This window comes from Streptomyces sp. SID11385 (assembly GCF_010548245.1).
Classification (GTDB): Bacteria; Actinomycetota; Actinomycetes; order Streptomycetales; family Streptomycetaceae; genus Streptomyces.
The window spans coordinates 20840-46317 of the sequence record NZ_JAAGLR010000565.1 but is presented as its reverse complement, the minus strand read 5'-3'; the positions used below and the strand labels follow the sequence as shown (position 1 = coordinate 46317).

The following is a 25478-nucleotide window of genomic DNA, read 5'->3' as shown; positions in this document are numbered from 1 at the left end:
CGGGCTCGGCCCGCGCACGCTCGCCCGGATTCCCGCGAACGCGCGGCAGGTCCTCGTGGTGAAGGGCGCGGGCCCGGACGCCAACCGGGGGACGGCCCGCCTGTACGCCCGCACGGAGGCCGGGGACTGGCTCCCCGGCCGCGCGCGCCCAGCCCGGAACGCGCTGCGCGGCTGGACGGACGACCACCGGGCGGGCGACCTGCGCTCCCCCGCCGGGGTCTACCGCATCGGCGACGCGGGCGGTCTCCTCCCGAACCCCGGCACGCACCTGCCCTACGACAGGTCGGACGAGTTCGCCGAGGACGGCACCGGCTTCACGGGCGAGTCCCTGGCGGGCGCTTTCGGTCACGTCCTGGCGATCGACTACAACCGGGTGGCGGGCGTCTCCCCCCTGGACCGCGCCCGCCCGCTGGGCGAGGAGCGGGGCGGCGGCATCTGGGTCCACATCGACCACGGGGGCCCGACCCACGGCTGTGTGAGCCTGGCCCGGACGGACCTGGTGGCCCTGCTGCGGGAACTGCGCCCGGAGTGGCATCCGGTGATCGCGATGGGGGACGGGGAGCGGCTGGCGCGGTGAGGGAGCGGTGGTCGTGACAGGCGCGTCAGCAGGCGGCGCGCCGGGGCGCGGAAGCGGGCGGCGGGGGGGAGGTACGGGCCCGCGCCCCCGCTGAGCGGCGGGAGGCGGGCCCGTACCGTCTTTCCGCGCGCCTCGCTCAGGCCCGCGGCAGCGTGAAGCTTCCCTCCCCCGCCGCCAGCGTCGTCGTGTACTGCCGCAGGTACGAGTCGAGGAACGGCGACCGGTCGCCCGCCGTGGCCACGTCGTCGGCGGGGTCGTCGAGGGCGAGCGCCAGCCGTGCGTCGTCCACGCCGATCGTCTCGCCGCTCGGCGTGTCCTGCCACGAGCCGCTCTGGATCGACCCGACCTCGACCCCGAGCACGTGCCCGGCCTTGAGCGTCCAGTCCGTCGCCTTCAGGTCCACGGAGACGCGCCCGCTCTTCACGAGGGACACCTGCTCGTCGAACATGACGGCCTTGCCGTCCGTGCCGACGTCGTAGAGCTTCAGCATGACGTTGCCGGAACCCTTGGCCTTGAAGGAGATGTTCGGCGTCCCGGTGATCCGGGTGTCACGGGCGAGCGGCTTCGACCAGGTGAAGTAGCTGGATGTGACGGCCCCGGCCTCCTGGATCGCGGCGAGACCCTTCGCGAGGCCCCGGGGTGCGACGGGGTCGAGCGCGGGAGCGTGCTCCATGTCGAAGTCCCGTGCCGCGCCGTTCCCCTGGGGGCTCAACGCCAAGGCGTCGCGCGCCGATGCGCCGCCGTCGTCCACGTAGGACCCGTTTCCGAGCCGCACGGTGGTGGTACGGGACGTGGTGGGCCAGGCGCGCTCGGCGCGCCAGGCGCCGGTCGAGTCCTCGATCGAGAAGGCGGGGTAACTCGCCTGCGGGCGCTTCCCCTTGAGGTACTGGTCGTAGAAGGAGAGGGTCTCCGCGTACCAGCCCTCGCGGCCCATCGCGAGGCGCCCGTCGCTCACGCGGTCGCCGCCGCGTACGTGGTCCCACTGCCCGAGCCAGCCGCGCTCGGGGCCGTGGTGGTTGTCCAAGTACTCCTGCATCTCCTCGGGTTTGGTGTTGTTCTCGACGAAACCCTGGGTGACGAAGAGGGGCGTGTCGCTGCCCTTCGCCTTGGCGGCGAGGTCACGGGCCTTCCAGTGCGCGGACTTCTGGTCGGCGATCTTGTAGCCGTCGGCGTTCTGCGTGAGGCACTCGGGGTGCTGGCGCTCGTACGTGGCGTTGGCGAGGTAGTGCGGGTCGTCGTCGGCCAACTGGGGCAGTGTGGCGATGGAGTTGTACGCGTTCGCGGTGCCGGTCACGTTGGGGCGCGGGACGCCGTTGGAGTAGATGTACTGGTACAGGTCCCACACGGGTTCCTGCGCGACGACGGCCTTCAGCGGCTTCTGGTCGAGGTCGTTGCCGATGAGCCCGGTGACGGCGTCGTAGGACTTCCCGTACATGCCGACCTTGCCGGTGGACCAGGACTGCTTGCCCGCCCAGTCGACGGCGGCCTTGACGTCGGCCTGCTCGCCCGGACCGCCCCAGTCGAGGCAGCCGGTGGAGCCGCCGAAGCCGCGCAGGTCGACCATGACGAAGGCGTACCCCTGCGTGAAGAGGTCGCTGCCCTCGATGAAGTCGTTGAAGCGGGCGGAGGGCCCGGTGTGCGTGAAGCCCTCGTCGTCGGTCTGCCCGGAGTGCCCGAAGTAGGGCCCGACGGAGAGGATGACGGGGACCTTCTGCCCCTTTTTCAGCCCTTCGGGGAGAAGGACGTCGGCGTGGAGCTGGGTGCCGGAGCGGTCGGAGGAGGGGAAGTACTCCTGCGTCCAGGCGGAACCGGCGGGCACGCGGTCGTTCTCGGCGTGGGTGACGCCGCCGCGCGGGCTCTCGTGGTGCGCGGGCGAGGCGACGGCGGGTCCGGCGAGGGCGAGTCCTGCGACGACGGCGGAGGCGGCGGCCAGGGCGATGGCGGGACGTCTGATCACGTGCAGCTCCCTGTGTGGCGTGAGGCGCGGGGGGTGGCGCAAGTGCCGCGACGGCCGCGCGTCGAACACGCGACCGACGACGAGGCAGCCTACGAGCGGTGCGGCCGCGCCTCAAGAGGGCCTTGTGACAAGCGAGTTAAGGATGCGGGCCCCGGAACCGGGGGATGTATCCCGCTATGACCTTGCTGGTGGCGACAGTCATCGTCCACGACCGCACGAGCGACGCGCTCCTCCTGATCCGACGAGCCGGGAGCAACGCCTTCGGCGCCGGACTCTGGGACCTCCCCGGCGGCAAACGCGAGCCGGGCGAACCGGTCACGGAGACGGCGGTCAGGGAGGTGGCGGAGGAGACAGGCGTCCAACTCCGCCCGGCTTCCCTGGAGGTGGTCCACGTCATCCACGGCCGCAAGGGCACGACGGCCCCGGACGGCTGGCTGACCGTGGTCTTCACGACGCACGAGTGGACGGGCACCCCGCACAACCGCGAGCCGGAGAAACACACGAGGGTCGAGTGGGTCCCCGCCTCGCGCATCCCCACCACCTTCGTCCCCGGCTCCCGCGCCGCCCTCGACGCCTACTTGACCGAGGGCCCCCGCCTGACCCTGCGGGGCTGGGCGGGGTAGCGGGGGAGGGTCAGCCCACCTCGTCCAGGCTCACGCACGTGTGTCCCGTCCCGTGCGCCGTCCGCACCGCGTTCCGCAGCGCGACCAGGTAGCCCGTCGCCTCCTCGCGCGGGCCGTGGTAGGTGAACTCCGTGGCCGGGTGGCGGCGGCAGGGCACGTCGCACACGCTCAGGGTAGCGGGGCGTACGGGGGCCTCCGGCGAAGGCGGGACCGTGCGATCGGTGCGCGGGCCCGCCCGCCAGGTGCCCGCCGCTGTCCGCGCCCGCGCGGCTCCGGCCCGTACCCGTTCCGCGTCCCGCAGCCCGTAGCCCATAGCCCGCGTCCCGCAGCCTGGCGCGGACGAGCGCCGTGACGCCCACCAGCACCGGTACGCCACCGAGCGCCCCCGCCGTCCTGAGCCACGCCGGGCCCCGGGGCCTCCCTCGCCTCAGCCGACCTTGTTCTCGGCGACCGCCGTGCCCGAGACGTGGATCGAGCCGCCGTAGAAGATGCCCGTGAAGACGGGCCGGTACGTGAGCTGGATGCGCACCTCCACGTGCTCCGCGTCCGCCTCCACGCACCCCGAGGCCGCCGCGTCCGCCCCCGACATCCCGCTCTCCGCCGCGAACGCGGCCACCCTGGCAGGGCAGTTGCCCGCGTTGATCGGCGCCTCGCCCTCGTTGCCGTACAGCGCCTCACGGTCGATGTCCTGCGCCGCGTACCGCGCGGCCTGTTCGGCGAGGTCGGCGGCGCGCTCGCGCTGCGAGATCGACAGTCCGCCGTCCACGACGAACGCGGCGAGGGAGAGGAAGACGAGGGCGAAGAGGATCACGGCGCCCGCGCCCGAACCCCGGTCCGAACGCAGCTCCCTTACACGAGACTTGAGATTATGGAGCCGCACCGTCACCCCGCCTTCCGCTTGTACGGGTCCAGCGGCGACGTCGCCTTCCCCGTCAGCGTCTTCGGCACGTTCAGCCCCAGCATCGCCAGCCCCCGCACCTGGCAACTGACCTCCACCGAGAAGAAGTCGGCGTCCTCGAAGCCGGCGCTCGTCTTGCGCACCTCGACGGGCCCCGCGCATACGTCGCTCAGGTCCGCCTCCGCCGCGCGCCGCGCCTCCGACATCGCCGTCCCCGCCTCCCACTGGAGCGAGCCGGACCTCGCCGCGTCGCGCGCCGCGCTGTCCACCGCCCCGCGCCCGTCGACGAGTTGACCCATCGCGACGAGTACGAGGAGGAAGAGGATCATCACGGGAGCGAGAATCACGACCTCGACGGTGGAGATGCCCCGGTCGTCGCCGAGGCGAGTCGCCCGCCACCCGCACCTGGCCCCGCCCCTCACTCCTCCCCCTCCCGGACGAACCGCTCCACGGGCCCCACCGACTGCGCGTGCACGGTGAGGCCGAGCCCGGGGAAGACGGACGGCACGCGCGCGGTGATCTCCACGCCGACCGTGTGCGCGCGCGGCTCGACGAGCTTCACGTCGGGGCCGAGGACGAGCGTGGGCCCGAGCTGGTCGATGTACGAGTCCGTGACCTCGCGGGCCGCGCCGCGCCACTCCCCCGGGTGCTCGTCGGCGGTCGCCCGCGCCTTGCGCGCCCCGGCCTGCGCCGCCGCCTGGGCGACGTGGTCGGCGAAGAAGTACAGCGCGAACTGCACCGTCGCGAAGATCATGAAGAAGAGGATCGGGGTCAGGACGACGAACTCGATGGCGGTCATGCCGGAATCGCCGCCGCGCCGGGCCACGCCGCGACCGGAGGCGTCCCCGCGACACCTCCGCAGCACTTCGCGCCCCCGCCCCACGTCCGCCCCCTCCCCCGTACGTCCCAACCGCCTTTCGTTCAGCAGGTCTTGTCGGCGCTCGCCCCTTCGATGCACTTCCCGACCTTGTCCGCGCCGCCCTTGAGCGCCGCGTTGAGGATCGCCGCGACGACACCGACGATCGCGACGACGACGGCGGAGATGATGACCCACTCCACCGCCGAGGCGCCCCGGTCGAGTTCACCGGAGGTGGCGCGGCGGTAGCGGGTCTGGAGGAAGGCCGCCAGGAAGGCGACGGCGGGGTGCGCGGAGCCGACGAGGCGCCGCGTGTAGAAGTTCTCGGTGGGTGCGTCGTGTTCGTTCATGGTGTCCGGGTCCTCTCCGGTCGGTACTGAGGTCGGTCGCTCCGGTGGACTCGCGCGCGTACGCGTGCGGGGCGCGCCCCGCGCCGTACGTGCGCGGCGGCGCTCACATCTGGAACACCCGCATCGCGGCGGGAAAGATCAGGAAGACCAGGAAGCCCGCGCAGAGCAGGAGTTGGGCGATGAGCATGGACTGCGACTTCTCGCCCGCGCTGCCCTCGATCTCGGCCATCTCGCGGTGCCGCATCGTCTCGGCGCGCGAGCTGAGGGAATCGCGCACCTTCGCGCCGTCGTCGGCGACGAGCGCCAACGACGAGGAGAGTTCTTTCAGTTCCTCGATGCCCAGTTCCTCGCCGAGCCGGCCGAGCGCGTACCACTGCGTGTGCCCGGTGATGCGCGCGTCCTGGAGCGCGTCGCGGATGCGGCGCGAGGCCCAGCCGTCGCTGACCTCGGCGGCGGCGAGCAGCGCTTCGGGCAGGCCGCGCCCGCCCGCGAGGCTCATCGCGACGAGGTCGAGGTAGGCGCCGATGACGCGCCGCAGGTCACGGCGCTTGTCCTGCGCGTCGCGGCGGATTTCCAGGTCCGGCAGGAAGAAGAAGAGGATGCCGCACAGGAGCGCGAGCCACACGGGAATCAGCGGGCTGCGCCCGATGCCGAGCACGGCGACGATCGCGAAGACGACGGGCCCGAAGACGAGCCCGGCGACGCCGAGCAGCACCTTCGTCGCCAGGAACCTCTCCCAGCTGCGATCGAGCACAGCCAAGTCGGCTCGCAAGGACCGGAGTTCCCAGCCCTGCTGCCGGTAGAAGGCGGCGAGGCGCAACCCGAGCGATGCGCGCGCGGAGGCGAACCTGCCGTCGTCCTCCTCGTGCTTGCCGCCCCGGTGCACGGGCGGCTCGTACGCGCCCCTGGCCCGCAGCGCGTCGACGCGCGCCACGGTCTGGAGCGGGCTGCGGGCCCCGGGCAGCAGGGCCCGTACGAGCACGTAGAGGCCGAGTCCGACGACGGCGCCCGCGACGACGGGCCCGATCCACTGGCTGTTCACCGGCGTACCGTCCCCTCGTGCTCGCCACCGCGACGCGGCGCCGTCCTGCCCCCGGGGGCACGTGGTGCGCTCAAGTCGGGCCGCGCGGGCTGTGGTTGCGTGTCCCGTACGAGGAAGCGTTCGGGGGTCTCGATGGTGGAGAGCTTGCGCAGCCACCAGAAGCCGAGCGCGAAGAGCCCGCAGACCCCGGCGAGCACGACCTGACCGACGGGCGAGTTGTACGGCGAGACGAAGTCCTTGTTGAAGATGGCCAGTCCGAGGACGAAGAGCACGGACACGGCCACGACGATCTGCACACTGCGGCGGGTCGCCGCGCGCTGCGCCATGACGCGCTGGCGCATGTCGACCTCCTCGCGCGCGGATTTCGCGAGCGCGCCGAGCACTTGGCGCAGGCCCGGTCCGCGCAGGCGGGCGTTGAGGATGAGCGCGGCGACGATGATGTCGGCCGAGGCGTCGTCGATCTCGTCGGCGAGGGACTGGAGCGCGTCGGGCAGCGGAGTGCGGGCGCGGAGCCGGTCGACGAGCGCTTCGAGGTGGGGGCGCAGCGCGGGCGCGGCGGCGCGCGCCGAGGCGGGGATGGCCTGTTCGAGTCCCACGGCGCCCGCGATGGTGTCGCGCAGGGACTCCGTCCAGGTGGCGAGTGCTTCGACGCGGCGCATCTGCGTGCGCTCCTCGCGGGCGCCGCCGAAGAGGCGGTCCCAGGTGAGGACGAGGACGCCGGCGCCGATACCGGCGATGACCCAGCCGGTCGCGACGAGCACCAGCACGCCGACGAGCACGGCGGCCGAGGCGCGGCGGCTGAGGAGGCGCGCGAGTTCGGCGCCGCGCTTCCGGCCTCCGTCCGCCCCGGCGGGCTTCGCGGGCAGCCCGTACAGCGCGACGACGAGCAGCGCGCAGCCGCCGCCCGCGAGCAGCCCGGCGCCGAGGGCACCGAGGACGCTCGGCGAGAGCAGGCCGCCGAAATCGCCGAACGCGTCGAGTCCGGCAGCGAGTTGGTGTCCGGCGGCGGGCGTGTCGTGGTACGCCTCCGCGAAGTCGTGGTTCATCCCCAAGCCCCCCGATATCCCTGCGCGACAAGGTCGTCGAGGCAGGAGACGGGCGCGTGCGGAACGACGCGGCCGTCCGGGGCCTCGGTGAAGATCTCGCTGGACAGGACGCGACCGTCGACACCGTTGACCTCGCGGATGGAGGTGACGAGGCGCTGGAGGCCGCCGCCGAGGTGGTAGGTGTTGCGGCGCTCGATGAAGACGACGAAGTTGATGGCGCCCGCGACGAGCATCTGGCTCGCTTCGACGGGCAGGTGCTCGGCGGCCTGGAGCGCGTACGTGGACACGCGGTTGAAGACCTCGGCGGAGCTGTTGGCGTGGATCGTGGAGAGCGAGCCGTCGTTGCCCTGCGACATCGCGTTGAGCATCGTGACGATCTCGTCGCCGAGCACCTCGCCGACGATGACGCGCGAGGGGTTCATGCGCAGCGAGCGGCGGACGAGTTCCGCCATCGTGATGGCGCCCTGCCCCTCGGAGTTGGGCAGCCGTTCCTCGAACGCGACGACGTTTGGGTGGAGTTCGGGGAAGGCGTCGAGGCCGAGTTCGAGCGCGCGCTCGACGGTGATGAGGCGCTCGGGCGGGGGTATCTCGTTGGCGAGGGCGCGCAGCAGCGTCGTCTTGCCCGCGTTGGTGGCCCCGGCGATCATGATGTTCTTGCGGGCGCGCACGGCGCAGGCGAGGAAGTGACCGATCTCCGGGGTGAGGGTGCCGTTGCCGACGAGGTCGGACATGAAGACCTTGCCCATGCGGGCGCGGCGGATGGAGAGCGCGGGGCGGCGCGTGACGTCCATGACGGCGGAGAGCCGGGAGCCGTCCGGGAGGCGCAGGTCGAGCTGCGGGTTCGCGGAGTCGAAGGGGCGCGAGGAGAGGCCGGAGTAGGCGCCGAGCACCTGGATCAGCTCGATCAGTTCCTCGTCGTTCTCGGCGACGGGCTCGCCGAGGACCTCGTGGCCGTCCGCGTAGCCGATGAAGACCTGGTCGTGCCCGTTGATGTCGATGTTCTCGACCTCGGGGTCGTCCAGGAGCGGCTGGAGCCGCCCGACGCCGAAGAGCGCCGCGTGCACGGCGGAGGCGTACCCCTCCTCGGTCTCCGCGTCGAAGGGGGCGCGGCCCGCGTTGATCTCCCCGCGGGCGTAGTCCTCCAGTATCTGCGCGATGACGGCGCGCGCGTACTGCCGCTCGTCCTCGCCGGACATCGCGGCGACGCCGTCGGCCTGGTCCTGGCGCCGCTGCTCGGCGATCCGGTCCCCGGCCTCCTGCCGGAACCGCTTGACGAGCTGATGATCGACCCCGCTCACCGGGGGGCTCCGGGGGCGGAACCGGGGCCGGGGGCGGAGCGGGTGCCGCCGGGGGCGGGGGCGGGTTGCGCGCCGGTGGGGTGCGGTTGTCCGGTGGTGTGCGGTTGTCCGGTGGTCTGGGGCGGTACGGGTGCGGGGGTGCCCTGCGTGAAGGGGGCGGTGCCGGGGGCGGGGGTGCCCTGCGTGAAGGGGGCGGTGCCGGGGGCGGGGGTGCCCTGGCTCTGGGCACCCTGGGCGCCCGGGATGACGGGCCCGCCCGGGGCCGGGCTGGGGCCGGGCGCGGTGGCCCACAGCGTCCCGTACCGCTGCTGGATGTCCGCGGAGACCTTCCGCGCGGACCGTACGAGGAGGGACTTGTCGAGGCGGCCCCGGCGGCGCCCGGCGAGCTGTTCGGCGCCGGACGCGTCCTCGGCGAGGGTGCCGACGACGCGCGCGCCCGACTGCGTGGCGTGCAGCATCTCGTCGAGCTGGTGGACGAGCTTGCCCGCGCCACCGCTCTCCGCCACGAGGACGACGCCGATGAGCGGAGTCCCGAGCTGGGCGGCGCCGCGCCGTTCGCCGTGCAGGCGGCGGGCGAGGTGGCTCGCGCGGTCGCGGACGCGGGCGAGGGACTCGGGCGTGGTGCGGGCGAGGAGAAGGACGAGGGCCGCGTGCGGGAGGAGGTCGAGCACGGGGCTGTCGCCGCTGATGCGCCCGCAGTCGGCGATGACGTCGGCGGGGGCGTGCGGCGAGTCCTGGAGCTGGGCGAACGCGCGGCCGAGGAGCGGCCACGTACCGCTGAGCCCGGCGGCCTGCTCGGCACCACCGAGCCCGACGAGCACGTCGAGCCCGCCCGCGAGGGCTTGCGCGTGGTCCCAGAGCTGATCGGGGGCGAGGCCCCGTCGGGCGGTCGCGGCGATCGACAACAGGCCCAGATTCGGATCGAGTTGCCCGCCGTGGGCGGCCGCGCTGCGGTAGACGAGATCGCCCCCGGCGGGGTCGGTCTCGGCGAGCAGCACGCGGCGGGGCCAGATCGCGGCGAGCGCGACGGCCGCCGTGGTGACCCCGGGCGAGCCCTTGTCCGCCGCGAGTGCGATGAGCGCCATGTCTCGTACCTCCTGGAGAACCGGCTCAGTCGCGCGAGCGGCCGGGCACGAGAACGACGGCGACCTCGCCCACGGAGGACGCCTGCGCGAGGGCCTGGGCCTCGCTCGCCGGGACCGAGACCGTGACGGTGCGGTCACCGGTGGCCAGCGCTTCGCCCCCCTTGGAGCTGCCGTCCGCGGCCTTCACGTCCGCCAGGGCGCTGAGAAGGGTGCGGTTGCCCGCCGAGGAGCCGGACTCCCCGGCGGCGGGGGCGCCCGCGTCCTTGCCGACGTGGTAGATCGCGACGGTGTCGCCGGGCTTGAGCCCGCCCGGGTACTGGCCCTCCTTGAGGGCGAGCCCGACGAGCGCCTTGCCCTCGTCCACCGTCGACTTGTTCTTGGCGATCAGCATCTCGCCGACGACGAGCGAGCCCTCCGGCAGCGCGGACCTCAGCTTGTACTTGCTCTTCGCCAGGTCGATCTGGTCCCAGGGCAGGTAGTGGACGGACTCGTCCTTCGCGACGAGGATGTCCGTGCTGTTGTCGCGGGAGAGCGTGCCGCCCGCCGGGATGTCCTTCGTCGTCCGCACGACGGAGACGCGGTCCCCCGCGTTCATGACGAGGAGCGTCGCGGCGAGGGCGCCCGCGAGGATCAGGAGCACGGCGAGCGCGGCGAGCGCGGGTTTGCGCTCACGGGGCGGGCTGGGCAGCCGTTCGCCGACGGCGGACTGCTGGGCGGGCGCGGGCGCACGGCCCGACACCCTCTCCTGGACCTTCACGCGCGTGCTCCCCGTATCCCCGCCGGCACCCGCGCAACTGCGCGGACACCGGTACGTTCCGTGACTCGCGGCCTCAACTCCGGCGCGCGCACGTCGCGTTGCCGCGTGCGATTCCCCCGCCGGTCCATCTCTTCACGGGCCATGTCAAGCCCCCGCACCGTACCAGCGGCACGGAGGCCGCTCAAGGCTCCTCGGGCCTCAGAGACTTGACCGAAACCGTCCCGAACACGCCCCTAACCCCCCTTGTCACAACGTCCGTTCACCCGATCTCCACTCCCCACCATCCGGAATCGTTCCATCCGCTTCCCTCCCCTCGAAGGAGTGAGCACCCGCTCCGCGCGTCCCCTTTCACCCCCACGGGGCCCTGCCCCGCCTCCCCCTACGCTCCCCACCAGCGACGAAAGGACCCCCATGGCCAAGGACGCCGAACTCACCTATGCCGAAATGCGCCGCGCCGCGGGCCGCCTCACGGAGGCGAGGACCACGATCGACGAGGACCTCGAAGCCCTGGAGCGCTACATCGAGCAACTGGTCCGCGACGGCTACACGACCCGGCGCAGCAGCGTGGCCTTCGAGGAGTCCTTCAAGGAGTTCAAGCGCGGCATCAAGAACACGATCCAGGGCCTCGACGGCATGAGCTCCTTCCTCCACCAGGCCGCCCAGTCCTACGAGGACCTGGACGCCGAGCTGGCGCGGGGGGTGGGGAGGTGAGGTGAGGGGGGCGGGGGTGGTGCGGGAGCCGGGCTGGGGGTCCGGGTTCGGGGGTCGCGGGTCGGGGTGACGGACTCGCCGCGGGCGCCCGTACCCCCGCGTCAACCTCACCCCCTCCCCTAACGAGTGATCGCAGCCCGCCCGGTCCCGTCCGCTCCCCCCACCTCACCTCCCCCTAGCCGAAAGAGAACCCGTGCCGGTCGCCCTCACCGTCGTGGACCCGCAGCTCGGTCGTACGGCCGACATCGTCCTCGTGGCGGACGACGGGACCGCTGTCGCCGAGGTCGTCGCCGCGCTGGCACGGCACACCGGCTCGCCGCCGGGCACCGCCGCCTTCGTCGACGGGCAGCCGCTCCGGCTGCCGCTGCGGGACGGCTGCGTGGTGAGCCTCGGCAGCCCCGGCGGGTGCGTGGGCGGTGAGCCGACGGGGCTCGTGGAGGTACGGGTCGCGGGCGGCCCCGACGCGGGCGGCGTGCACCGCCTGGGGGCCGGCCGCTACGTACTCGGCTCCGGCCCGTACGCCAGGCCCCGCGTCGCCGATCCCGAACTCCCGCCCGACGCGCTCACCTTGCGCATCGCACCGGACGGCACCTGCGCCTACGAGGCGAGCGCCGGGGACATCCGTATCGACGGTGCCCCCGCCCCGCGCACCGGCCCCTGGCCGCCCGGCTCCCAGCTCGCCCTCGCCGAAACCCTCCTCGCCTACGACCGCTACCTCCCGCCCGACGCCACCCTCACCCCCACCGAGAACGGCTCGGCACTCGCCTTCAACCGCCCGCCCCGCCTGCATCCACCGGCCCCGGCACACCGCTTCCGCCTCCCCTCACCCGTCCCGCCGCACGAGCCCCGCCCGCTGCCCTGGCTCATGGCGGCGGCCCCGGTGCTCTGCGCCCTCGTCTCCGTCGCGCTCTTCGGCCGCTGGTACTACCTCGCCCTCGCCGCACTCAGCCCCCTGCTCCTCCTCGCGACGCACTACCTGGACAAACGCCACGGCCGTACCTCGCACGCCGCACGCCTCAAGAAATACGCGGCCCACAAGGCCCGCATCGAGGCCGCCGCACAGGACGCCCTCTCCGCCGAGCGGCGCGCCCGTATCCGTACCTTCCCCGACCCCGCCACCGTCCTCGGCCTCGCGACCGGACCCCGCGCCCGCCTGTGGGAGCGCCGCCGCACCGACCCCGACCACCTCCTCCTGCGCTTCGGCACCGGTGCCCTGCCCTCCACCGTCGTCCTCGACGATCCCGCCGCCGACGAGCACGAGCGCGCCACTCCCCACCTCCTCACCGACGTCCCCGTCACCCTCCCCCTCGCCGCACTCGGCGTCCTCGGCATCGCGGGACCGGACGCCCGGGCCCTCGCCCGCTGGTCCGTCGCCCAGCTCGCCACGCTCCACAGCCCCCTCGACGTCCGCGTCCTCGTCCTGACGGAACCGGCGGGACGCCCCGACTGGGACTGCCTCCGCCACCTCCCCCACGCCCGCCCCCTCGCACCGGCGGGCCCCCACACCCTGATCGGCACCGACCCCGAGACCGTCGCCGCGCGCGTCAAGGAACTCACCCGGCTGCTCGACGCCAGGACCAAGGCGGCCAAGGAACAGGGCAGTTCGGCCCAGCGCCCCGACCCCGACCTCGTCGTCGTCTGGGACGGCGCACGGCGACTGCGGGAGTACGCGGGCGCCGTCCGCCTCCTCCGCGAAGGCCCGCCCGCCGGCATCCACTCGGTGTGCCTCGACGCCGAGGAGACCGGCCTCCCCGCCGAGTGCCAAGGGCTCGCCACCCCCGACCCCCGCCACCCGCACCGCCTGCGCGTGCGCCGCACCGGCTCCGACCCCGTCGACTCCGTACGGCCCGATCTCGTCCGTACCGCCTGGAGCGAACGCCTCTCCCGCGCCCTCGCCCCGCTCCGCGACCCGGGCCCCGGCACCCCCGACGCCGCCCTCCCCACCACCTCACGGCTCCTCCCTCTCCTCGCCCTCGACCCGCCCACCTCCTCAGCCGTGCAGGCGCGTTGGCTCACCCGCGCCCCCTCCACCACCGCTGTCATCGGCGAGTCGTACGAGGGCCCCTTCGCCGTCGACCTGTGCCGCGACGGACCGCACGGACTCGTCGCCGGCACGACCGGCTCGGGCAAGTCCGAACTGCTCCAGACCCTCGTGGCCTCGCTGGCCGCCACCAACACCCCCGAGCACCTGACCTTCGTCCTCGTCGACTACAAAGGAGGCGCCGCCTTCCGCGACTGCGACCACCTCCCCCACACCGTCGGCACCGTCACCGACCTCGACAGCCACCTCACGGAACGCGCCCTCGTCTCCCTGCGCGCCGAACTCCACCGCAGGGAACGCATCCTGGCCGAGGCGGGCGCGAAGGACATCGAGGAGTACGCGGCCGAGGTGCCGAGCCCCACCACCGGCGCTTCAGCCAGACGTGGCGTGGGCGGTACCTGCGACATGCCTGGCGGACCACCGGACGTGGCTGACGCGCCCCACGCCGGCGGTGTGGCTGGCGTGCCGGGCATGGCTGACACCTTCGCCGTGCCGGGCGTGGCTGACGCGCCCCGCTTGCCCGTCGCGGCAGACCCGCCCCGTGCGATCGGACCCGGCGTCCTCGCCGCCAAGCGTCGGCCGCCTCTCCCCCGCCTCCTCCTCGTCATCGACGAGTTCGCCTCGCTCGCCCGTGAACTCCCCGACTTCGTTTCGGGACTCGTCGATCTCGCCCAGCGTGGCCGCAGCCTCGGTATCCACCTCCTGCTCGCGACGCAGCGTCCCGCCGGGGTCGTCTCGCCCGAGATCCGTGCCAACACCACCCTACGGATCGCGCTCCGCGTCACCGACCCCGGCGAGTCCAGCGACGTCATCGACTCGCCCGAGGCCGCACACCTCTCGAAGACGACACCGGGTCGCGCCCTGGCCCGCCTGGGCCACGCCTCGCTCATCCCCTTCCAGACCGCCCGCGTCGCAGGCGGCGTTCCCCGCGCGACGACCGCACCCCGCACCCTGTGGACCCACCCCCTGACCTGGGAAAATCTCGGCCACCCCACTCCCGTACCACCCCCTTCCAAGTCCCTGGACGACGAGGGTCCGACCGACCTCGAAGCGCTCGTCACCGCCGTCCGCGCCGCCACCGCGGCCCTGGCCATCCCGCCACCGCACGCCCCTTGGCTGCCCCCGCTCCCGAAGCACGTCCCCCTCGGCAGCCTCACTTCGGCGGACGCCCCACCCGGCTCGGCGCCGTACGGCATCGAGGACCACCCGGCCACCCAGTCCCGCCGCCACCTCTCCCTCGTGCTCGACACCTTCACCCACCTCCTCATCGCGGGCTCCCCCCGCTCCGGTCGTTCCCAGGCCCTCCGCACCCTCGCCGGGTCCGTCGCCCGCGCCCACTCCTGCGCCGATGTCCACCTGTACGGCATCGACTGCGGCGACGGGGCTCTCGCCGCCCTCACCTCACTCCCCCACTGCGGAGCGGTCGTCGCCCGCCACGAGACCGACCGCGCGACCCGCCTCCTCACCCGCCTGACTGAAGAACTCACCAGCCGTCAGGCCCTGTTCACCCGTCTCGGTCACGCCGGTATCGCCGAGCAACGCGCCACCGCGCCACCCACCGAACGCCTTCCCCACCTCCTCGTCCTCCTCGATCGCTGGGAAGGCTGGCTCCCCACCCTCGGCGCACACGACCACGGCGAACTCACCGAGCAGATCCAGGCGTTGCTGCGCGAAGGCGCGAGCGCGGGTCTGCATCTCGTCCTCACGGGTGACCGCCAGCTCCTCCTCGGCCGCCTCGCCTCACTCACCGAGGAGAAGTACGCGTTGCGCCTCGCCGACCGCGCCGACTACAGCCTCGTCGGCATCCCGCCCCGCTCCCTGCCCACCCACATCCCGCCCGGCAGGGCCTTCCGCGCCGAGTCCGGTACGGCGACGCAGTTCGCCCTCCTCGACGCGCCTCCCGAAGGCCGCGCGCAGACCGCCGCGCTGACCGCGATCGGCGCGGCGACCACCGCGCGCGACAAAGCCGTTCCCGCCGCGCGCCGCCCCTTCCGCCTCGATGCCCTGCCGCCGCGTATCGCCTTCGCCGAGGCGTGGAAACTGCGAACCCCGGACCGGGGACCGCTGTGGGCCCTCGCCGGGGTCGGCGGCGACACCCTCACCGCGCTCGGCCCCGATCTCAGCACCGCACCACCCGCCTTCGTCGTGGCCGGCCCCACCCGTTCGGGACGCAGCACGGCCCTGTGTTCTCTCGCCCGTTCCCTTCACGCCAACGGCACCCGCCTCGTCCTCGTCACACCCCGCCCCTCTCCCCTCCGCGACCTGGCTTCACAGGCCGACGTGCTCTTCACCGGCCCCGGCCTGAAGGCCGCCGACCTCGATGCGGCCCTCGCCGGCGCCGAGGGCCCTGCGGTCGTCCTCGTGGACGACGCCGAGGACTTGGCCGACTGCGACGCTTCGCCCGTCCTCGCACGCCTCCTCCGCGAGGGCGGCACCCGCGCCCGTGCCCTCCTCCTGGCCGGTGAGGAGGACGAGCTGTGCGACCGCTACTCCGGCTGGCTCGCCGAAGCCCGCACGGCCCACCGCGGCCTCCTCCTCTCCCCGCGCTCCGCCTCGGCGGGAGACCTGGCCGGCCTCCGCCTCACCCGCGCCGACACCGGAGGCCCCGTGCTCCCGGGCCGGGGCCTGCTCCATCTGGGCGGCGGCGAGCCCGTCCGCGTCACGGTGCCGCACTGAGCACACGGCACAGCGGACACCGCACGGAAAGACCGCCGACGGCCTGATACCGACTTGCCCGGAACCGTAGCGGAAGCTGCGAGATGGTGCGTTGGACGAAAAAATCGTCTCACTCGGTCGAGTGAGACGATTTTTTAGTTTCCCGAAGTTATCCACAGATGTGGCGGATTGGGCTTGGGGCGGCTCGCAACCGCGAAAGAATGTTTACAGGGGAGCCCCCCGGGTGGGTGGGGGTATGCCCGCGCCCCACCGCGCCACCTCCCCGCGCCACGCCCCCACCCCGCCGGACAAACGCCCCATCCCACGCCCCCGCCCCACCAGCCCAAGGCTCACCAGCCCAGCCCCCGGCCACCCCACCCCCGACCGCAGTCCGCCACCCCACCCGCCGCTCCACCCGCACCGGCCCGTCTTGCGCCCAGAACGCAAGACCCACCTGCCCCCTTGGACGCCCGGCCCATCGCACCCATACGCGGCCACGGCTTCACTGAGCGGACGCACCGAGCCGGACGACGCGGCACACCACGGCACGGCTCGGGACCCCACCCCACGCGGCCCCACCCCACGCCACGCCAGCCACCCCCACCTCCGCACCCCACGGCGCCCCGCCCCCAGCCGCACGCCTTTCCACCACACGCCCCACCCTCACACCTCCCACCCCCTCCCCACGCCGCACCAGCCACGAGCCGCCAGCCGCCATCCGCCATCCGCCAGCCCCAAGGAGTCATCCATGCCGCTCCCCCCGCGGACCGGGCACGCCCCCTTCACCGTCGTCAACGCCCGCGTCTTCGACGGCATACGCGTCGTCGACGGCCTCTCGGTACGCATCGCGGACGGGCGCATCACGGACGTCGCACCGGCCGACGGCCTCGTCGTCGCAGCAGGCGACGAGACCGTCGACGGGACCGACGCGACCCTGCTGCCGGGGTTCATCGACTCCCACACGCACCCCGCGGGCGACGCGCTCGCGCTCGCGCTCCGCTTCGGCGTCACGACCGAACTCGACATGTTCACCGTTCCCGAGCGCCTCGGCGACCAGCGCGAACAAGCCGCCGTCCGCGACGACATGGCCGATCTGCGCTCCGCCTCGACGGGCGCCACCGTGCTCGGCGGGCACCCCTCGCAGTTGATCGGTCTCTCGTTCCGCGAACAGTTCCCCGTGGTCGAGGGCCCCGAGGACGCCGCGCGGTTCGTCGGGGAACGCGTCGCCGAGGGCGCCGACTTCATCAAGCTGCTCATCGACGACGGCACGGCCACCGGCCACCCCTCGCCCAGCCTGACCGAGGAGACGGCGCGCGTCATCGCGCGTACCGCGCACGAGTACGGGCTCCTCGCCGTCGCCCATGCGACGAGCGAGCAGAACGCCCTCGCCGCGGTGCGCGCGGGCGTGGACGGGCTCGTCCACGTGTACATGGACCGGCCGCCGCGTACGGAATCGATCGCGCGCATCAGGGACGCCGGTGTCTTCGTCGTGCCGACGCTCGTCACCATGGGTTCCATGGCCGGTGACCTGACGGGGCGCGCGGTGGCGGAGGACCCGCGTGCCCACGGACTCGTCCCGGACGCGTGGCACGCGAATCTCTGCCAGTGCTGGGATTTCGGTGAGCACCCCAGCTCCCTGCGCTACGCGCGGGAGGTGACAGCGGCCCTCCACCGCGCGGGCGTCCCGCTGCTCGCCGGTACGGACGCGGCCGACGTCGGCGTCCTCGGCACCGCGCACGGCGTGAGCCTCCACCACGAGCTGCGGCTGCTCGTGGAGTGCGGGCTCAGCCCCGCCGAGGCGCTCGCCGCGGCGACCTCCGTCCCCGCCGATCGCTTCCGGCTCGCGGACCGGGGCCGGATCGCTCCCGGCCGGCAGGCCGACCTCGTCCTCGTCGACGGTGATCCTGCGAGCGACATCGACGCCACGTTGTCCCTCCGGGCGATCTGGCGCCGGGGCACTCTCCTCGACCGCACGCGGCAGGCCGAGAGCGCCTGAGCCGTCATTCGGCGGAACGGGCCTGCGGAGAAAGAGCGGCACCTCGCGCCGCATTCACCTCCTCGCCCCGGGAATGTACGCCGTACGAGAAGTCCGGCCGGTCGTCCGCTTCCCTTTCCCGCTCCGGTCCACTGCCCCCGGCCGGGGAGTACGGCACGGCGAGAAAGGAGCAGGAAAGGCCGGTCGCGCATTCACGTCGCGGCGGCCCTCCGTATCCGTATCACGGGGAAATCGGCATCCCTATCGCTGCCCGCCAACAGCGGAATACACCCGGAGGAGTGAACGCATTCACGGCGACAAGCCGCAAACAGGGAAAGCGGAGCGAGTACCGCACGGCCGTACGTATGGCGCGGGCATCCCACACGCCCCCGGCGCCCCGCACGCCCCGGCATCTCGGCATCCCACACGACCCCGCGCCCCGCGCACCCCCGGCGCCCCGCGCACCACCAGCCCCCTCAAGCCACCCGCACATCCACCCGTACGTCCGCCGGGAACCCCGTCGTCGGTCCCACCCTCCGCGCGAACTCGCGCACGCCGCCCAGCTGCGGGGCCGCGAAGCGGAAGTCGAGGGTACGGAAGTAGCGCTCCAGCACCTCCGCGTCGAAGCTCTCCCAGCGCGCGGCCTGCTCGGCGACCTTCGCGACCTCGACGAGCGACAGGTCGCGCGATTCCAGGAAGGCGCGGTGCACCTCGGCGACGACCTCCGGCTCGCGTTCCAGGTAGTCGCGGCGCGCCGCGAAGACCGCGAAGACGAAGGGGAGGCCCGTCCAGTCCTTCCACATCTGCCCGAGGTCGTGGACCTGGAGGCCGAGGCGGGGCCCGTCGTGGAGGTTGGCGCGCAGCGCGGCGTCGCCGATGAGGACGGCGGCGTCGGCCTCCTGCATCATCAGGCCGAGGTCGGGCGGGCACGTGTAGTACTCGGGAGTGACGCCGTAGCGGTCCGCGAGGAGGAGCTGGGCGAGGCGCACGGAGGTACGGGAGGTGGAGCCGAGGGCGACGCGGGCGCCGTCCAGGTCCTCCAGCGGGCCCTTGGAGACGATCACGCAGGACATGACGGGTCCGTCGCAGCCCACCGCGATGTCCTGAAGTGCCACGAGGTCGTCGCTCGCCTTGAGGAACTCGACGAGCGTGATGGGCCCGATGTCGAGCGAGCCGCCGACGAGCTGTTCGCTCAGTTTCTCCGGCGTGTCCTTGGTCAGTTCGAGATCGAGGAGGGTGCCGGTGCGGGCGAGGCCCCAGTAGAGGGGGAGGCAGTTGAGGAACTGGATGTGACCGACGCGCGGACGGGCGGTCACGGGACGGTCGGTGACGGGACGGGCGGCGGCCGCGTCGTCGACGGCGGGCTGGTCGGTGGCGGGGGGCGCGGGGAAGTCAGAATGGTCCACATGGCGAGACTAGACCTCTAAAGGGGGAAGGAATCGGGCGGGCCGGGGGACTCGGGCGAACCTTGTGTTTTCGCGTATGTCAAGACGGCTTCACCCGGTTTCAGACATCCGGGTGAAGTGATCTTGCCCTCTATCGCTTTCCGGCGGCCCCATGCTAGGCTCGCCCGCAAGTTGCAGTTTGGTTTCCCTTGCAGTACAGAGCCTGCGGAGCATGTGACCGCGGGCTCTCGTCGTTTTCAGGGTATGCATTTGTTTATCGCACGTGCAGGTTCTGGAGCAGGGCAACCCTTTGGCCCAAGGAGGGCTTATGGCTACCGGAACCGTGAAGTGGTTCAACGCCGAAAAGGGCTTCGGATTCATCGCCCAGGAGGGCGGCGGCCCCGACGTCTTCGTCCACTACTCCGCGATCAACGCCAACGGCTTCCGCTCCCTTGAGGAGAACCAGGCCGTGACCTTCGACGTCACCCAGGGCCCGAAGGGCCCGCAGGCGGAGAACGTCAGCGCGCTCTGACACCGGTCTCGCGGAGCCCATTCGCGAGCGGTGGACCGGATTCCCGGTCCCGGACCTAGTACGCAGTACCCAAGAGGCCCTGTCTCCGCCCGGCGGCGGAGACGGGGCCCCTGTCTTGTACGGCGGCGGGAGGCGCCCCAGGGCACGGCTCACGCCCCAGGGCACAGCTCACGCCCAAGGCCACAGCTCCGCCCTCGCGCCCCCTCAACCGCGCAGACGGCTGACGAGCTGCGGCTCCCATCCCTCCCTCGGCACCGACGCCAGCAGCAGCCGCGTGTACGGGTGCGCCGGGGCGCTCAGGACCTCGGCGGTCGGGCCCTGTTCCACCGCCTCCCCCTTCCTCATCACCAGCACCTCTTCCGTCAGGTGCTCCACCACCGCCAGGTCGTGGCTGACGAAGACCAGGGCCACGCCCGTCTCCTCGCGGATCTCGCCGAGGAGTTGCAGGATCTGCGCCTGGATCGAGACGTCCAGCGCCGCCACCGCCTCGTCCAGGACGAGGACGCGGGGGCCCACCGCCAGGGCGCGCGCGATGGCGAGCCGTTGTCGCTGGCCGCCGGAGAGGCGGGAGGGGCGGGCCGTGGCCTCGCGGGCGCCGAGGCCGACCTGGTCGAGAAGGCTCCCGGCGAGGTCGAGGGGGCGGCCGTGGAGTTTCAGGGCGGTGCGGAGGCAGTCGGCCGCGGTCAGGTGCGGGTCGAGTGACACGTACGGGTCCTGGAAGACCATCTGGATCTCGCGGGCCCTCGCCAGGCGGGCCGCCGCACGGCGCGGGGTACGGGTCTCGCGCGGGCGCCCGTCGACCTCGATGCGCCCGGCGTCTGGACGGGCGAGCCCGACGAGCATCCGCGCCACCGTGGACTTGCCCGAGCCGGACTCGCCGACGATGCCGAGCGCCCCGGCGTGCGGCACGGTGAAGGAGATACCGGTGGCGGCGGTGAGCCGGCCTCCCCCTGGCAGCGGATACGTCTTGCGGAGCCCGTCGACGCGCAGTGCGGGCGACGTGCTCCCCTTCCCCGGCGCGGCTTCCGTGTCCTCGACGCCTGGCGTGGGCGCGGCGTGTTCGGTGGGCGTCATGACGTTGTCCTTTCCGTGGCCCCGGACAGCGCCGCCGACTCCGGCAGTCGGCGGCAGGCGGCGTGTCCGCCCTCCGCGAGCGGCAGGGCGCGGGGTTCCCACTCCGTGCAGGCCGCGTCCGCCTCCGTGCAGCGGGGTGCGAAGGGGCAGCCGGGCAGCGCGTCGGCGAGGGACGGGGGCCGGCCGGGCACGGGGCGGGGCGCGGTGGGGGTGCCGAGGGCCGGGGAGCAGGCGAGCAGTCCGCGCGTGTAGGGGTGGGCGGGGTGCGCGAAGAGGTCCTTCGCGGTGCGGGACTCGGCGACGCGGCCCGCGTACATGACGTACACGCGGTCGCAGTAGGCGGCGGCCAGGTGCAGGTCGTGCGTGATGAAGAGGAGGCCGAGGCCGTGCGCGGCGCGCAGGGTGCGCAGGAGGGCGAGGATCTCGGCCTGGGTCGTGACGTCGAGCGCGCTCGTGGCCTCGTCGGCGAGGAGGAGGCGGGGTTCGGCGGCGAGGGCGCCCGCGATGACGACGCGCTGGAGCATGCCGCCGGAGAGTTCGTGCGGGCGCTGGCGCAGGCGGCGTTCGGGCTCGGGGAGGCCGACGGCGTCGAGGAGTTCGGCGGCGCGGGCGCGGGCCTGTTCGCGCGGCAGGCCGGGGAGGCGTTCGAGGAGGAAGTCGCCGATGCGGCGTACCGGGTTGAGGGCGGCGCGCGGGTCCTGGTGGACCATGGCGACGGTACGGGAGCGGTGTTGGCGCAGGTCGTCGCCGCGCAGGGCGAGTACGTCGGTGTCGCCGAGGCGTACCGAGCCGCTCACCTCGGCGCCCCTGGGCCACAGCCCGAGCGCGGCCTTCGCCGTCGTGGACTTGCCCGAGCCCGACTCCCCGACGAGGCCGACCACTTCGCCGGGGGCGATGTGCAGGGAGACGTCGGCGAGGAGGGGGCGGGCGGTGCCGGGCAGGGAGAGCCCCAGCCCTTCGACGGTCAGGAGGGGTTCGCTCGTGCGCCCGCGTCTGGGGGTGTCGGTCATCAGTTCCTCCCGAGCCGGTCGGCGGCCCAGACCCCGGCGACGTTGAACGCGACGACGACGGCGGCGACCGCCGTGCCGGGGACGAGAGCGGGCAGCAAGGCGCCCTGGACGACAGCGGCTTGGCCTTCCTGCACCATCAAGCCCCAGTCGGAGCTGGGCGGCTGGGTGCCGAAGCCGAGGTAGGAGAGCGTGGCGAGGGACATGAGGGCTTCGCCGAAGAGGACGACGAGGTAACCGAGCACCGCGCGGCCCAGGTTGGGGACGAGGTGTGCGACGCAGATGCGCGCGCCGCCCATACCGAGGACGCGGTAGGCGTCGACGTACGGTTTGCGGGTCTCGGCGAGGGCGAGGGAGCGCGTGTAGCGGGCGATGGTCGGGGTGTAGGCGAGGCCGAGCGCGAGGACGGATGTCGTCATGCCGGCGCCGAAGACGGCGATGATCAGGACGGTGAAGAGCAGCCCGGGGAAGGCGTACATGACGTCGGTGGCGCGGGAGACGAGCGTGTCGGTCCAGCCGCCGCGCCAGGCGGCGAGCACCCCGAGCGCGACGCCGAGCAGCGCGGCGAGCGCGAGCAGGAGCAGCGGTGCGAGCAGGCTCGTACGGGCCCCGTACAGGACCCGGGAGAGGAGGTCCTGACCGGAGGCGTCCGTGCCGAGGAGGTGCTGTCCGCTGGTGCCCGCGAGGGAGGCCGAGAGGTCGATGGCGTCGGGCGCGTACGGGGCGAGGAGCGGGGCGGCGAGCGCGGCGAGGACGACGAGGCCGAGGAAGACGAGCGCGAGCGTGACCGACAGGGGGCGGCGGGGGCGGGCGAGGGGCCCGGGGGTGAGGGCGAGGGTCGTGGTGGTCATGCGGCGCGCGCCTCCTTGAGCCGCGGGTCGAGCAGGGGGTGGACGAGGTCGACGAGCGTCGTGACGACGACGTAGCCGGTGACCATGAGGAGCAGGACGGCCTGCGCGACGGGGAAGTCGTGCGTGTTGATGGCGTTGACGAGGAGCGAGCCGATGCCGCTGAGGCCGAAGGCGGTCTCGACGACGACGGTGCCCGCGAGCATCCCGGCCATGACGAGCCCGCACATCGTGACGATGGGGCCGAGCGCGTTGCGCAGGACGTGGCGGCGGATGACGAGCGCCTCGGGGAGGCCGGAGGCGCGTGCGGCCTCGACGTGGTCGGCGGCGTCCGCGTCGGCCATGGACTGGCGGGTGACGCGGCTGATGACGGCGAGGGCGCCGAGCGCGAGGGAGAGCGCGGGCAGGGTGAGGTGGTGGAGCGTGCCGGCGAAGCCCTCGCCGGTGCCGGTCACGGGGAACCAGCCGAGCTTGACGCCGAAGAGCGAGACGAGGGCGATCGCGGCGACGAAGGAGGGCACGGACGCGGCGAGCGTCGTGGTGCCGACGACGGCCGAGTCGACCCAGGTGGTGCGGCGCACGGCGGCGAGGATGCCCGCGCCGACGCCGAGGACGACGAACAACACCGTGGAGTAGGCGACGAGTTCGAGGGTCGTGGGCAGCCGGGCGGTGATGAGGTCGGCGACCTGGTCGCTGTACTTGAAGGAGCGGCCGAGGTCGAGGTGGAGGCAGTCCCACAGCCAGCGGCCGTACTGGACGACGAACGGTTCGTCCAGGTGGTACTGGGCGCGGACGCTCGCGAGGCGTTCGGGGGTGAGCTTGTCGCGGCCGCCCGCGAGGAAGGTCGCGGGGTCGCCGGGTGCCGCGTACACGGCGGCGAAGATGACGAAGGACGCGGCGAAGAGGGTCGCGACGAGGCCGAGCACGCGGCGCAGGCCGCGGCTGAACAGGGCGCGTGGCACGGGGAATCGGCCCCGGGAGGGGGCGGGACGGGCTGGGCTGGGCACGGCGGGGCTCACTTCGCCCGCTTGGCGCCGAGGTCGGCGGCCCACGGGTAGTAGAGGTAGGACATGGAGGCGGGTGGGCCGGTGAGTTCGTCGCCGAGGACGAGGATCGAGGGGACCTGCGCGACGGGTATCCACACGGCCTGCCGGGCGAACTCCGCCTGGACGTCCGTGGTGAGAGCGGCGCGCTTCGTGTCGTCGAGGGTGGCGAGCGCGGTGCGGACCTTGGTGTCGTAGGCGGGGTCCTTGAAGCCGACCCAGTTGTTGCTGGAGCCGGAGAGCCCGTTGTCGTAGAAGCCCATGGGGTCGGACTTGGAGATGTACCAGTCGCCGACGACGAGATCGACCTCGGCGCGCGCGGCGGGGTCGCTGTAGAACTCCTCGAACTGCGCGGGCGGTACGGTCTTGATCCGCGCCTTCACGCCGATGCGCTGGAGGGCGGCGCGGACGGCGTTGGCGATGACGGTGCGGCCCTGGGTGGCGTCCGTGCCGATGACGACCGGTTCGCCGGGGGCGCCGGCCTCCTTCACCAACTCCTTTGCCTGGGTGATGTCCTGGGCGTCGGGGGCGGCGGGCGCGTAGGCGTCGAGTTTCTTCTGCGCGGCCTCGAAGGTGTCCTTCTCGTACCCCCAGGCGCCCGAGCCGACCGCGCTCGCCCAGGGCTGGACGAGGCCGCCGTAACCGGAGTTGGCGATGCCGGTGCGGTCGAGCGAGAGGGAGAGGGCGCGGCGGAGCCTGGCGTCCTTCATGGGGCCGCGGTCGGTGGGGATGAGGTCGAGGGTGGACGTCGACGGGCCGTAGTGCTGGTCGAGGCCCTTCACTTTCCTCAACGCGGCCGCCGTGTTGGGTGATTCGGCGTAGGCGCCGTCGGCGGCGCCGGTCTTGAGGGCGTTGACGAGGGCGCTGTCGGTGGCCCAGTGGAAGACGACGCTCTTCGTCAGCGGCTTCTTGCCCCAGTAGTCGTCGTAGCGCTGGATGGTGACCGAGTCGCCGGACTTCCAGCGGCTGAGGGTGTACGGGCCGGAGCAGGCGTCGCCGTGCCCCGGGGTGCCGAACTCCTCGCCCTGGGCGGTGACTTCCTTCTTGCTGTAGACGATCCCGGCGTCTCCGGCGAGGGCCTTGGTGAAGAGGGCGTCGGGTGCCTTGAAACGGAGGGTGATCTCGCGGGGGCCCGTCTTCTTCATGCTCGACACGTTGTCGAACTCGTCGGACTGCTCCATCTTCTTGCCCGCGTGCCGCTCAAGGCTCCAGAGCACGTCGTCGGCGGTGAGCTTCGTGCCGTCGTGGAAGGTGACGCCGTCGCGGACGGTGAGGACGAGGGTGCGGTCGTCGGGGCGTGCGGCCTTGGTGGCGAGGAGCGGCTTGACGGACATGTCGGGCTGGAGCTGGAAGAGCCGCTCGCACACGTTGGTGAGGACGACGCGGCCCGCGCTGCTGCCCTGCGTGTCGAGGTCGAGCGAGTCGGGCTCGTCCTCCAGTATCCATGTGGCGCGCTCCACTTCGCCCTTCGCGGGCGGGCTCGTGGGGCTCAGCCTCAGTTTCGCGGCCTCGGCGGGCTTCCCGCCCCCGGTGGCGGCGGTGTCGGCCCCGCCGCAGCCGCTCGCGGCCAGGGTGGCCAGGGCGAGCAGCCCGGCGGCCGCCGCTGCTCTCCGCTTCGTCGTCGTCATGGGTACGTCGCTCCTGTGTGGTGGTGGCGGTATCGGGGCGTACGGGGGGTGCGGCGGGGACGGGGGGCCGGTACGTGGGGTGGCGCGGTC

23 protein-coding genes are annotated in these 25478 nt (G+C 73.1%); 6 read left to right on the top strand and 17 right to left on the bottom strand.

Annotated elements, in window-relative coordinates; translation table 11 throughout:
- Nucleotides 1–577: hypothetical protein (locus tag G3I42_RS17260; RefSeq protein ID WP_164286958.1), on the top strand; the 577-nt coding region annotated here is incomplete at its 5' end.
- A 136-nt stretch (nt 578–713) separates the two neighbouring features.
- Here the strand turns inward: G3I42_RS17260 and G3I42_RS17255 are convergent.
- The gene (locus G3I42_RS17255) at nt 714–2534 is read right to left on the bottom strand and encodes a CocE/NonD family hydrolase (protein WP_164286955.1); all 1821 of its coding nucleotides are present in this window, start codon (nt 2532–2534) and stop codon (nt 714–716) included.
- 176 nt (nt 2535–2710) lie between these two features.
- Between G3I42_RS17255 and G3I42_RS17250 the strand changes: the two genes are divergently transcribed.
- Complete coding sequence (locus G3I42_RS17250; protein WP_164286953.1) at nt 2711–3157, top strand: NUDIX domain-containing protein; 447 nt, start codon at nt 2711–2713, stop codon at nt 3155–3157.
- 10 nt (nt 3158–3167) lie between these two features.
- Here G3I42_RS17250 and G3I42_RS17245 read toward each other — a convergent pair whose 3' ends face one another.
- The 10 genes from G3I42_RS17245 to G3I42_RS17200 all read right to left on the bottom strand — a co-directional run bounded on the left by G3I42_RS17245 (nt 3168) and on the right by G3I42_RS17200 (nt 10489).
- A complete protein-coding gene (locus tag G3I42_RS17245; protein ID WP_164286951.1) occupies nt 3168–3323 on the bottom strand; it encodes a hypothetical protein in 156 nt (51 codons plus the stop codon).
- A 261-nt stretch (nt 3324–3584) separates the two neighbouring features.
- The gene (locus G3I42_RS17240) at nt 3585–4037 is read right to left on the bottom strand and encodes a pilus assembly protein TadG-related protein (RefSeq protein ID WP_343244570.1); all 453 of its coding nucleotides are present in this window, start codon (nt 4035–4037) and stop codon (nt 3585–3587) included.
- 2 nt (nt 4038–4039) lie between these two features.
- Nucleotides 4040–4477, bottom strand: a complete 438-nt coding sequence (locus G3I42_RS17235; protein ID WP_164286949.1) for a TadE family protein — start codon at nt 4475–4477, stop codon at nt 4040–4042.
- Nucleotides 4474–4920 (bottom strand): TadE family protein, encoded by a 447-nt coding sequence (locus tag G3I42_RS17230; protein ID WP_164286968.1) that lies wholly within the window; start codon nt 4918–4920, stop codon nt 4474–4476. Before G3I42_RS17230 ends, G3I42_RS17235 begins: the two co-directional genes overlap by 4 nt.
- A gap of 56 nt (nt 4921–4976) precedes the next feature.
- The gene (locus G3I42_RS17225) at nt 4977–5261 is read right to left on the bottom strand and encodes a hypothetical protein (protein ID WP_007823446.1); all 285 of its coding nucleotides are present in this window, start codon (nt 5259–5261) and stop codon (nt 4977–4979) included.
- Nucleotides 5262–5364: 103 nt separating this feature from the next.
- The gene (locus G3I42_RS17220; protein WP_164286947.1) at nt 5365–6303 is read right to left on the bottom strand and encodes a type II secretion system F family protein; all 939 of its coding nucleotides are present in this window, start codon (nt 6301–6303) and stop codon (nt 5365–5367) included.
- A complete protein-coding gene (locus G3I42_RS17215) occupies nt 6300–7349 on the bottom strand; it encodes a type II secretion system F family protein (protein WP_164286945.1) in 1050 nt (349 codons plus the stop codon). The genes G3I42_RS17220 and G3I42_RS17215 overlap by 4 nt, the downstream gene beginning before the upstream one ends.
- A complete protein-coding gene (locus G3I42_RS17210; RefSeq protein WP_164286943.1) occupies nt 7346–8647 on the bottom strand; it encodes an ATPase, T2SS/T4P/T4SS family in 1302 nt (433 codons plus the stop codon). Before G3I42_RS17210 ends, G3I42_RS17215 begins: the two co-directional genes overlap by 4 nt.
- Nucleotides 8644–9732: a hypothetical protein gene (locus tag G3I42_RS17205; RefSeq protein ID WP_164286941.1), complete on the bottom strand. Its 1089-nt coding sequence runs from the start codon at nt 9730–9732 to the stop codon at nt 8644–8646. The genes G3I42_RS17210 and G3I42_RS17205 overlap by 4 nt, the downstream gene beginning before the upstream one ends.
- 25 nt (nt 9733–9757) lie before the next feature.
- Nucleotides 9758–10489: a hypothetical protein gene (locus tag G3I42_RS17200; RefSeq protein ID WP_164286939.1), complete on the bottom strand. Its 732-nt coding sequence runs from the start codon at nt 10487–10489 to the stop codon at nt 9758–9760.
- A gap of 411 nt (nt 10490–10900) precedes the next feature.
- On the opposite strand from G3I42_RS17200, the gene G3I42_RS17195 reads away from it, so the two are divergent.
- The 3 genes from G3I42_RS17195 to G3I42_RS17185 all read left to right on the top strand — a co-directional run bounded on the left by G3I42_RS17195 (nt 10901) and on the right by G3I42_RS17185 (nt 17892).
- Nucleotides 10901–11200, top strand: coding sequence for a WXG100 family type VII secretion target (locus G3I42_RS17195; RefSeq protein ID WP_164286937.1), 300 nt, complete (start codon nt 10901–10903; stop codon nt 11198–11200).
- 193 nt (nt 11201–11393) lie between these two features.
- Nucleotides 11394–15917 (top strand): FtsK/SpoIIIE domain-containing protein, encoded by a 4524-nt coding sequence (locus tag G3I42_RS17190; protein ID WP_343244568.1) that lies wholly within the window; start codon nt 11394–11396, stop codon nt 15915–15917.
- 727 nt (nt 15918–16644) lie between these two features.
- On the top strand, nt 16645–17892 hold the full coding sequence (locus tag G3I42_RS17185; protein ID WP_164286935.1) for an amidohydrolase family protein: 1248 nt from the start codon (nt 16645–16647) through the stop codon (nt 17890–17892).
- Nucleotides 17893–18347: 455 nt separating this feature from the next.
- On the opposite strand, the gene G3I42_RS17180 is transcribed toward G3I42_RS17185, so the two are convergent.
- Entirely contained in the window at nt 18348–19187 is an 840-nt protein-coding gene (locus G3I42_RS17180; protein WP_164286965.1) for a menaquinone biosynthesis protein, read from the bottom strand.
- Nucleotides 19188–19584: 397 nt separating this feature from the next.
- Here G3I42_RS17180 and G3I42_RS17175 point away from each other — a divergent pair, with 397 nt between their 5' ends.
- Nucleotides 19585–19788 (top strand): cold-shock protein, encoded by a 204-nt coding sequence (locus G3I42_RS17175; RefSeq protein ID WP_008746266.1) that lies wholly within the window; start codon nt 19585–19587, stop codon nt 19786–19788.
- Nucleotides 19789–19992: 204 nt separating this feature from the next.
- Here G3I42_RS17175 and G3I42_RS17170 read toward each other — a convergent pair whose 3' ends face one another.
- The 5 genes from G3I42_RS17170 to G3I42_RS17150 form a co-directional block, all read right to left on the bottom strand.
- Nucleotides 19993–20862: an ATP-binding cassette domain-containing protein gene (locus G3I42_RS17170; protein WP_164286933.1), complete on the bottom strand. Its 870-nt coding sequence runs from the start codon at nt 20860–20862 to the stop codon at nt 19993–19995.
- A complete protein-coding gene (locus G3I42_RS17165) occupies nt 20859–21872 on the bottom strand; it encodes an ABC transporter ATP-binding protein (RefSeq protein ID WP_164286931.1) in 1014 nt (337 codons plus the stop codon). Before G3I42_RS17165 ends, G3I42_RS17170 begins: the two co-directional genes overlap by 4 nt.
- Nucleotides 21872–22720 carry an ABC transporter permease gene (locus G3I42_RS17160; RefSeq protein WP_164286929.1) on the bottom strand — a complete coding sequence of 283 codons (849 nt, stop codon included), beginning with the start codon at nt 22718–22720 and terminating at the stop codon, nt 21872–21874. Before G3I42_RS17160 ends, G3I42_RS17165 begins: the two co-directional genes overlap by 1 nt.
- Nucleotides 22717–23667 (bottom strand): ABC transporter permease, encoded by a 951-nt coding sequence (locus G3I42_RS17155; protein ID WP_164286962.1) that lies wholly within the window; start codon nt 23665–23667, stop codon nt 22717–22719. Before G3I42_RS17155 ends, G3I42_RS17160 begins: the two co-directional genes overlap by 4 nt.
- Nucleotides 23668–23732: 65 nt before the next feature.
- Nucleotides 23733–25388, bottom strand: coding sequence for an ABC transporter substrate-binding protein (locus G3I42_RS17150; protein ID WP_164286927.1), 1656 nt, complete (start codon nt 25386–25388; stop codon nt 23733–23735).
- Between the last annotated feature and the right edge of the window lie 90 nt (nt 25389–25478).

Coding starts and splice junctions, on each gene's coding strand:
- G3I42_RS17215 (WP_164286945.1), bottom strand. CDS start 7,349: ATGAACCACGACTTCGCGGAGGCGTACCACGACACGCCCGCCGCCGGA.
- G3I42_RS17225 (WP_007823446.1), bottom strand. CDS start 5,261: ATGAACGAACACGACGCACCCACCGAGAACTTCTACACGCGGCGCCTC.
- G3I42_RS17170 (WP_164286933.1), bottom strand. CDS start 20,862: ATGACGCCCACCGAACACGCCGCGCCCACGCCAGGCGTCGAGGACACG.
- G3I42_RS17195 (WP_164286937.1), top strand. CDS start 10,901: ATGGCCAAGGACGCCGAACTCACCTATGCCGAAATGCGCCGCGCCGCG.
- G3I42_RS17165 (WP_164286931.1), bottom strand. CDS start 21,872: ATGACCGACACCCCCAGACGCGGGCGCACGAGCGAACCCCTCCTGACC.
- G3I42_RS17150 (WP_164286927.1), bottom strand. CDS start 25,388: ATGACGACGACGAAGCGGAGAGCAGCGGCGGCCGCCGGGCTGCTCGCC.
- G3I42_RS17205 (WP_164286941.1), bottom strand. CDS start 9,732: ATGGCGCTCATCGCACTCGCGGCGGACAAGGGCTCGCCCGGGGTCACC.
- G3I42_RS17175 (WP_008746266.1), top strand. CDS start 19,585: ATGGCTACCGGAACCGTGAAGTGGTTCAACGCCGAAAAGGGCTTCGGA.
- G3I42_RS17160 (WP_164286929.1), bottom strand. CDS start 22,720: ATGACCACCACGACCCTCGCCCTCACCCCCGGGCCCCTCGCCCGCCCC.
- G3I42_RS17185 (WP_164286935.1), top strand. CDS start 16,645: ATGCCGCTCCCCCCGCGGACCGGGCACGCCCCCTTCACCGTCGTCAAC.
- G3I42_RS17250 (WP_164286953.1), top strand. CDS start 2,711: ATGACCTTGCTGGTGGCGACAGTCATCGTCCACGACCGCACGAGCGAC.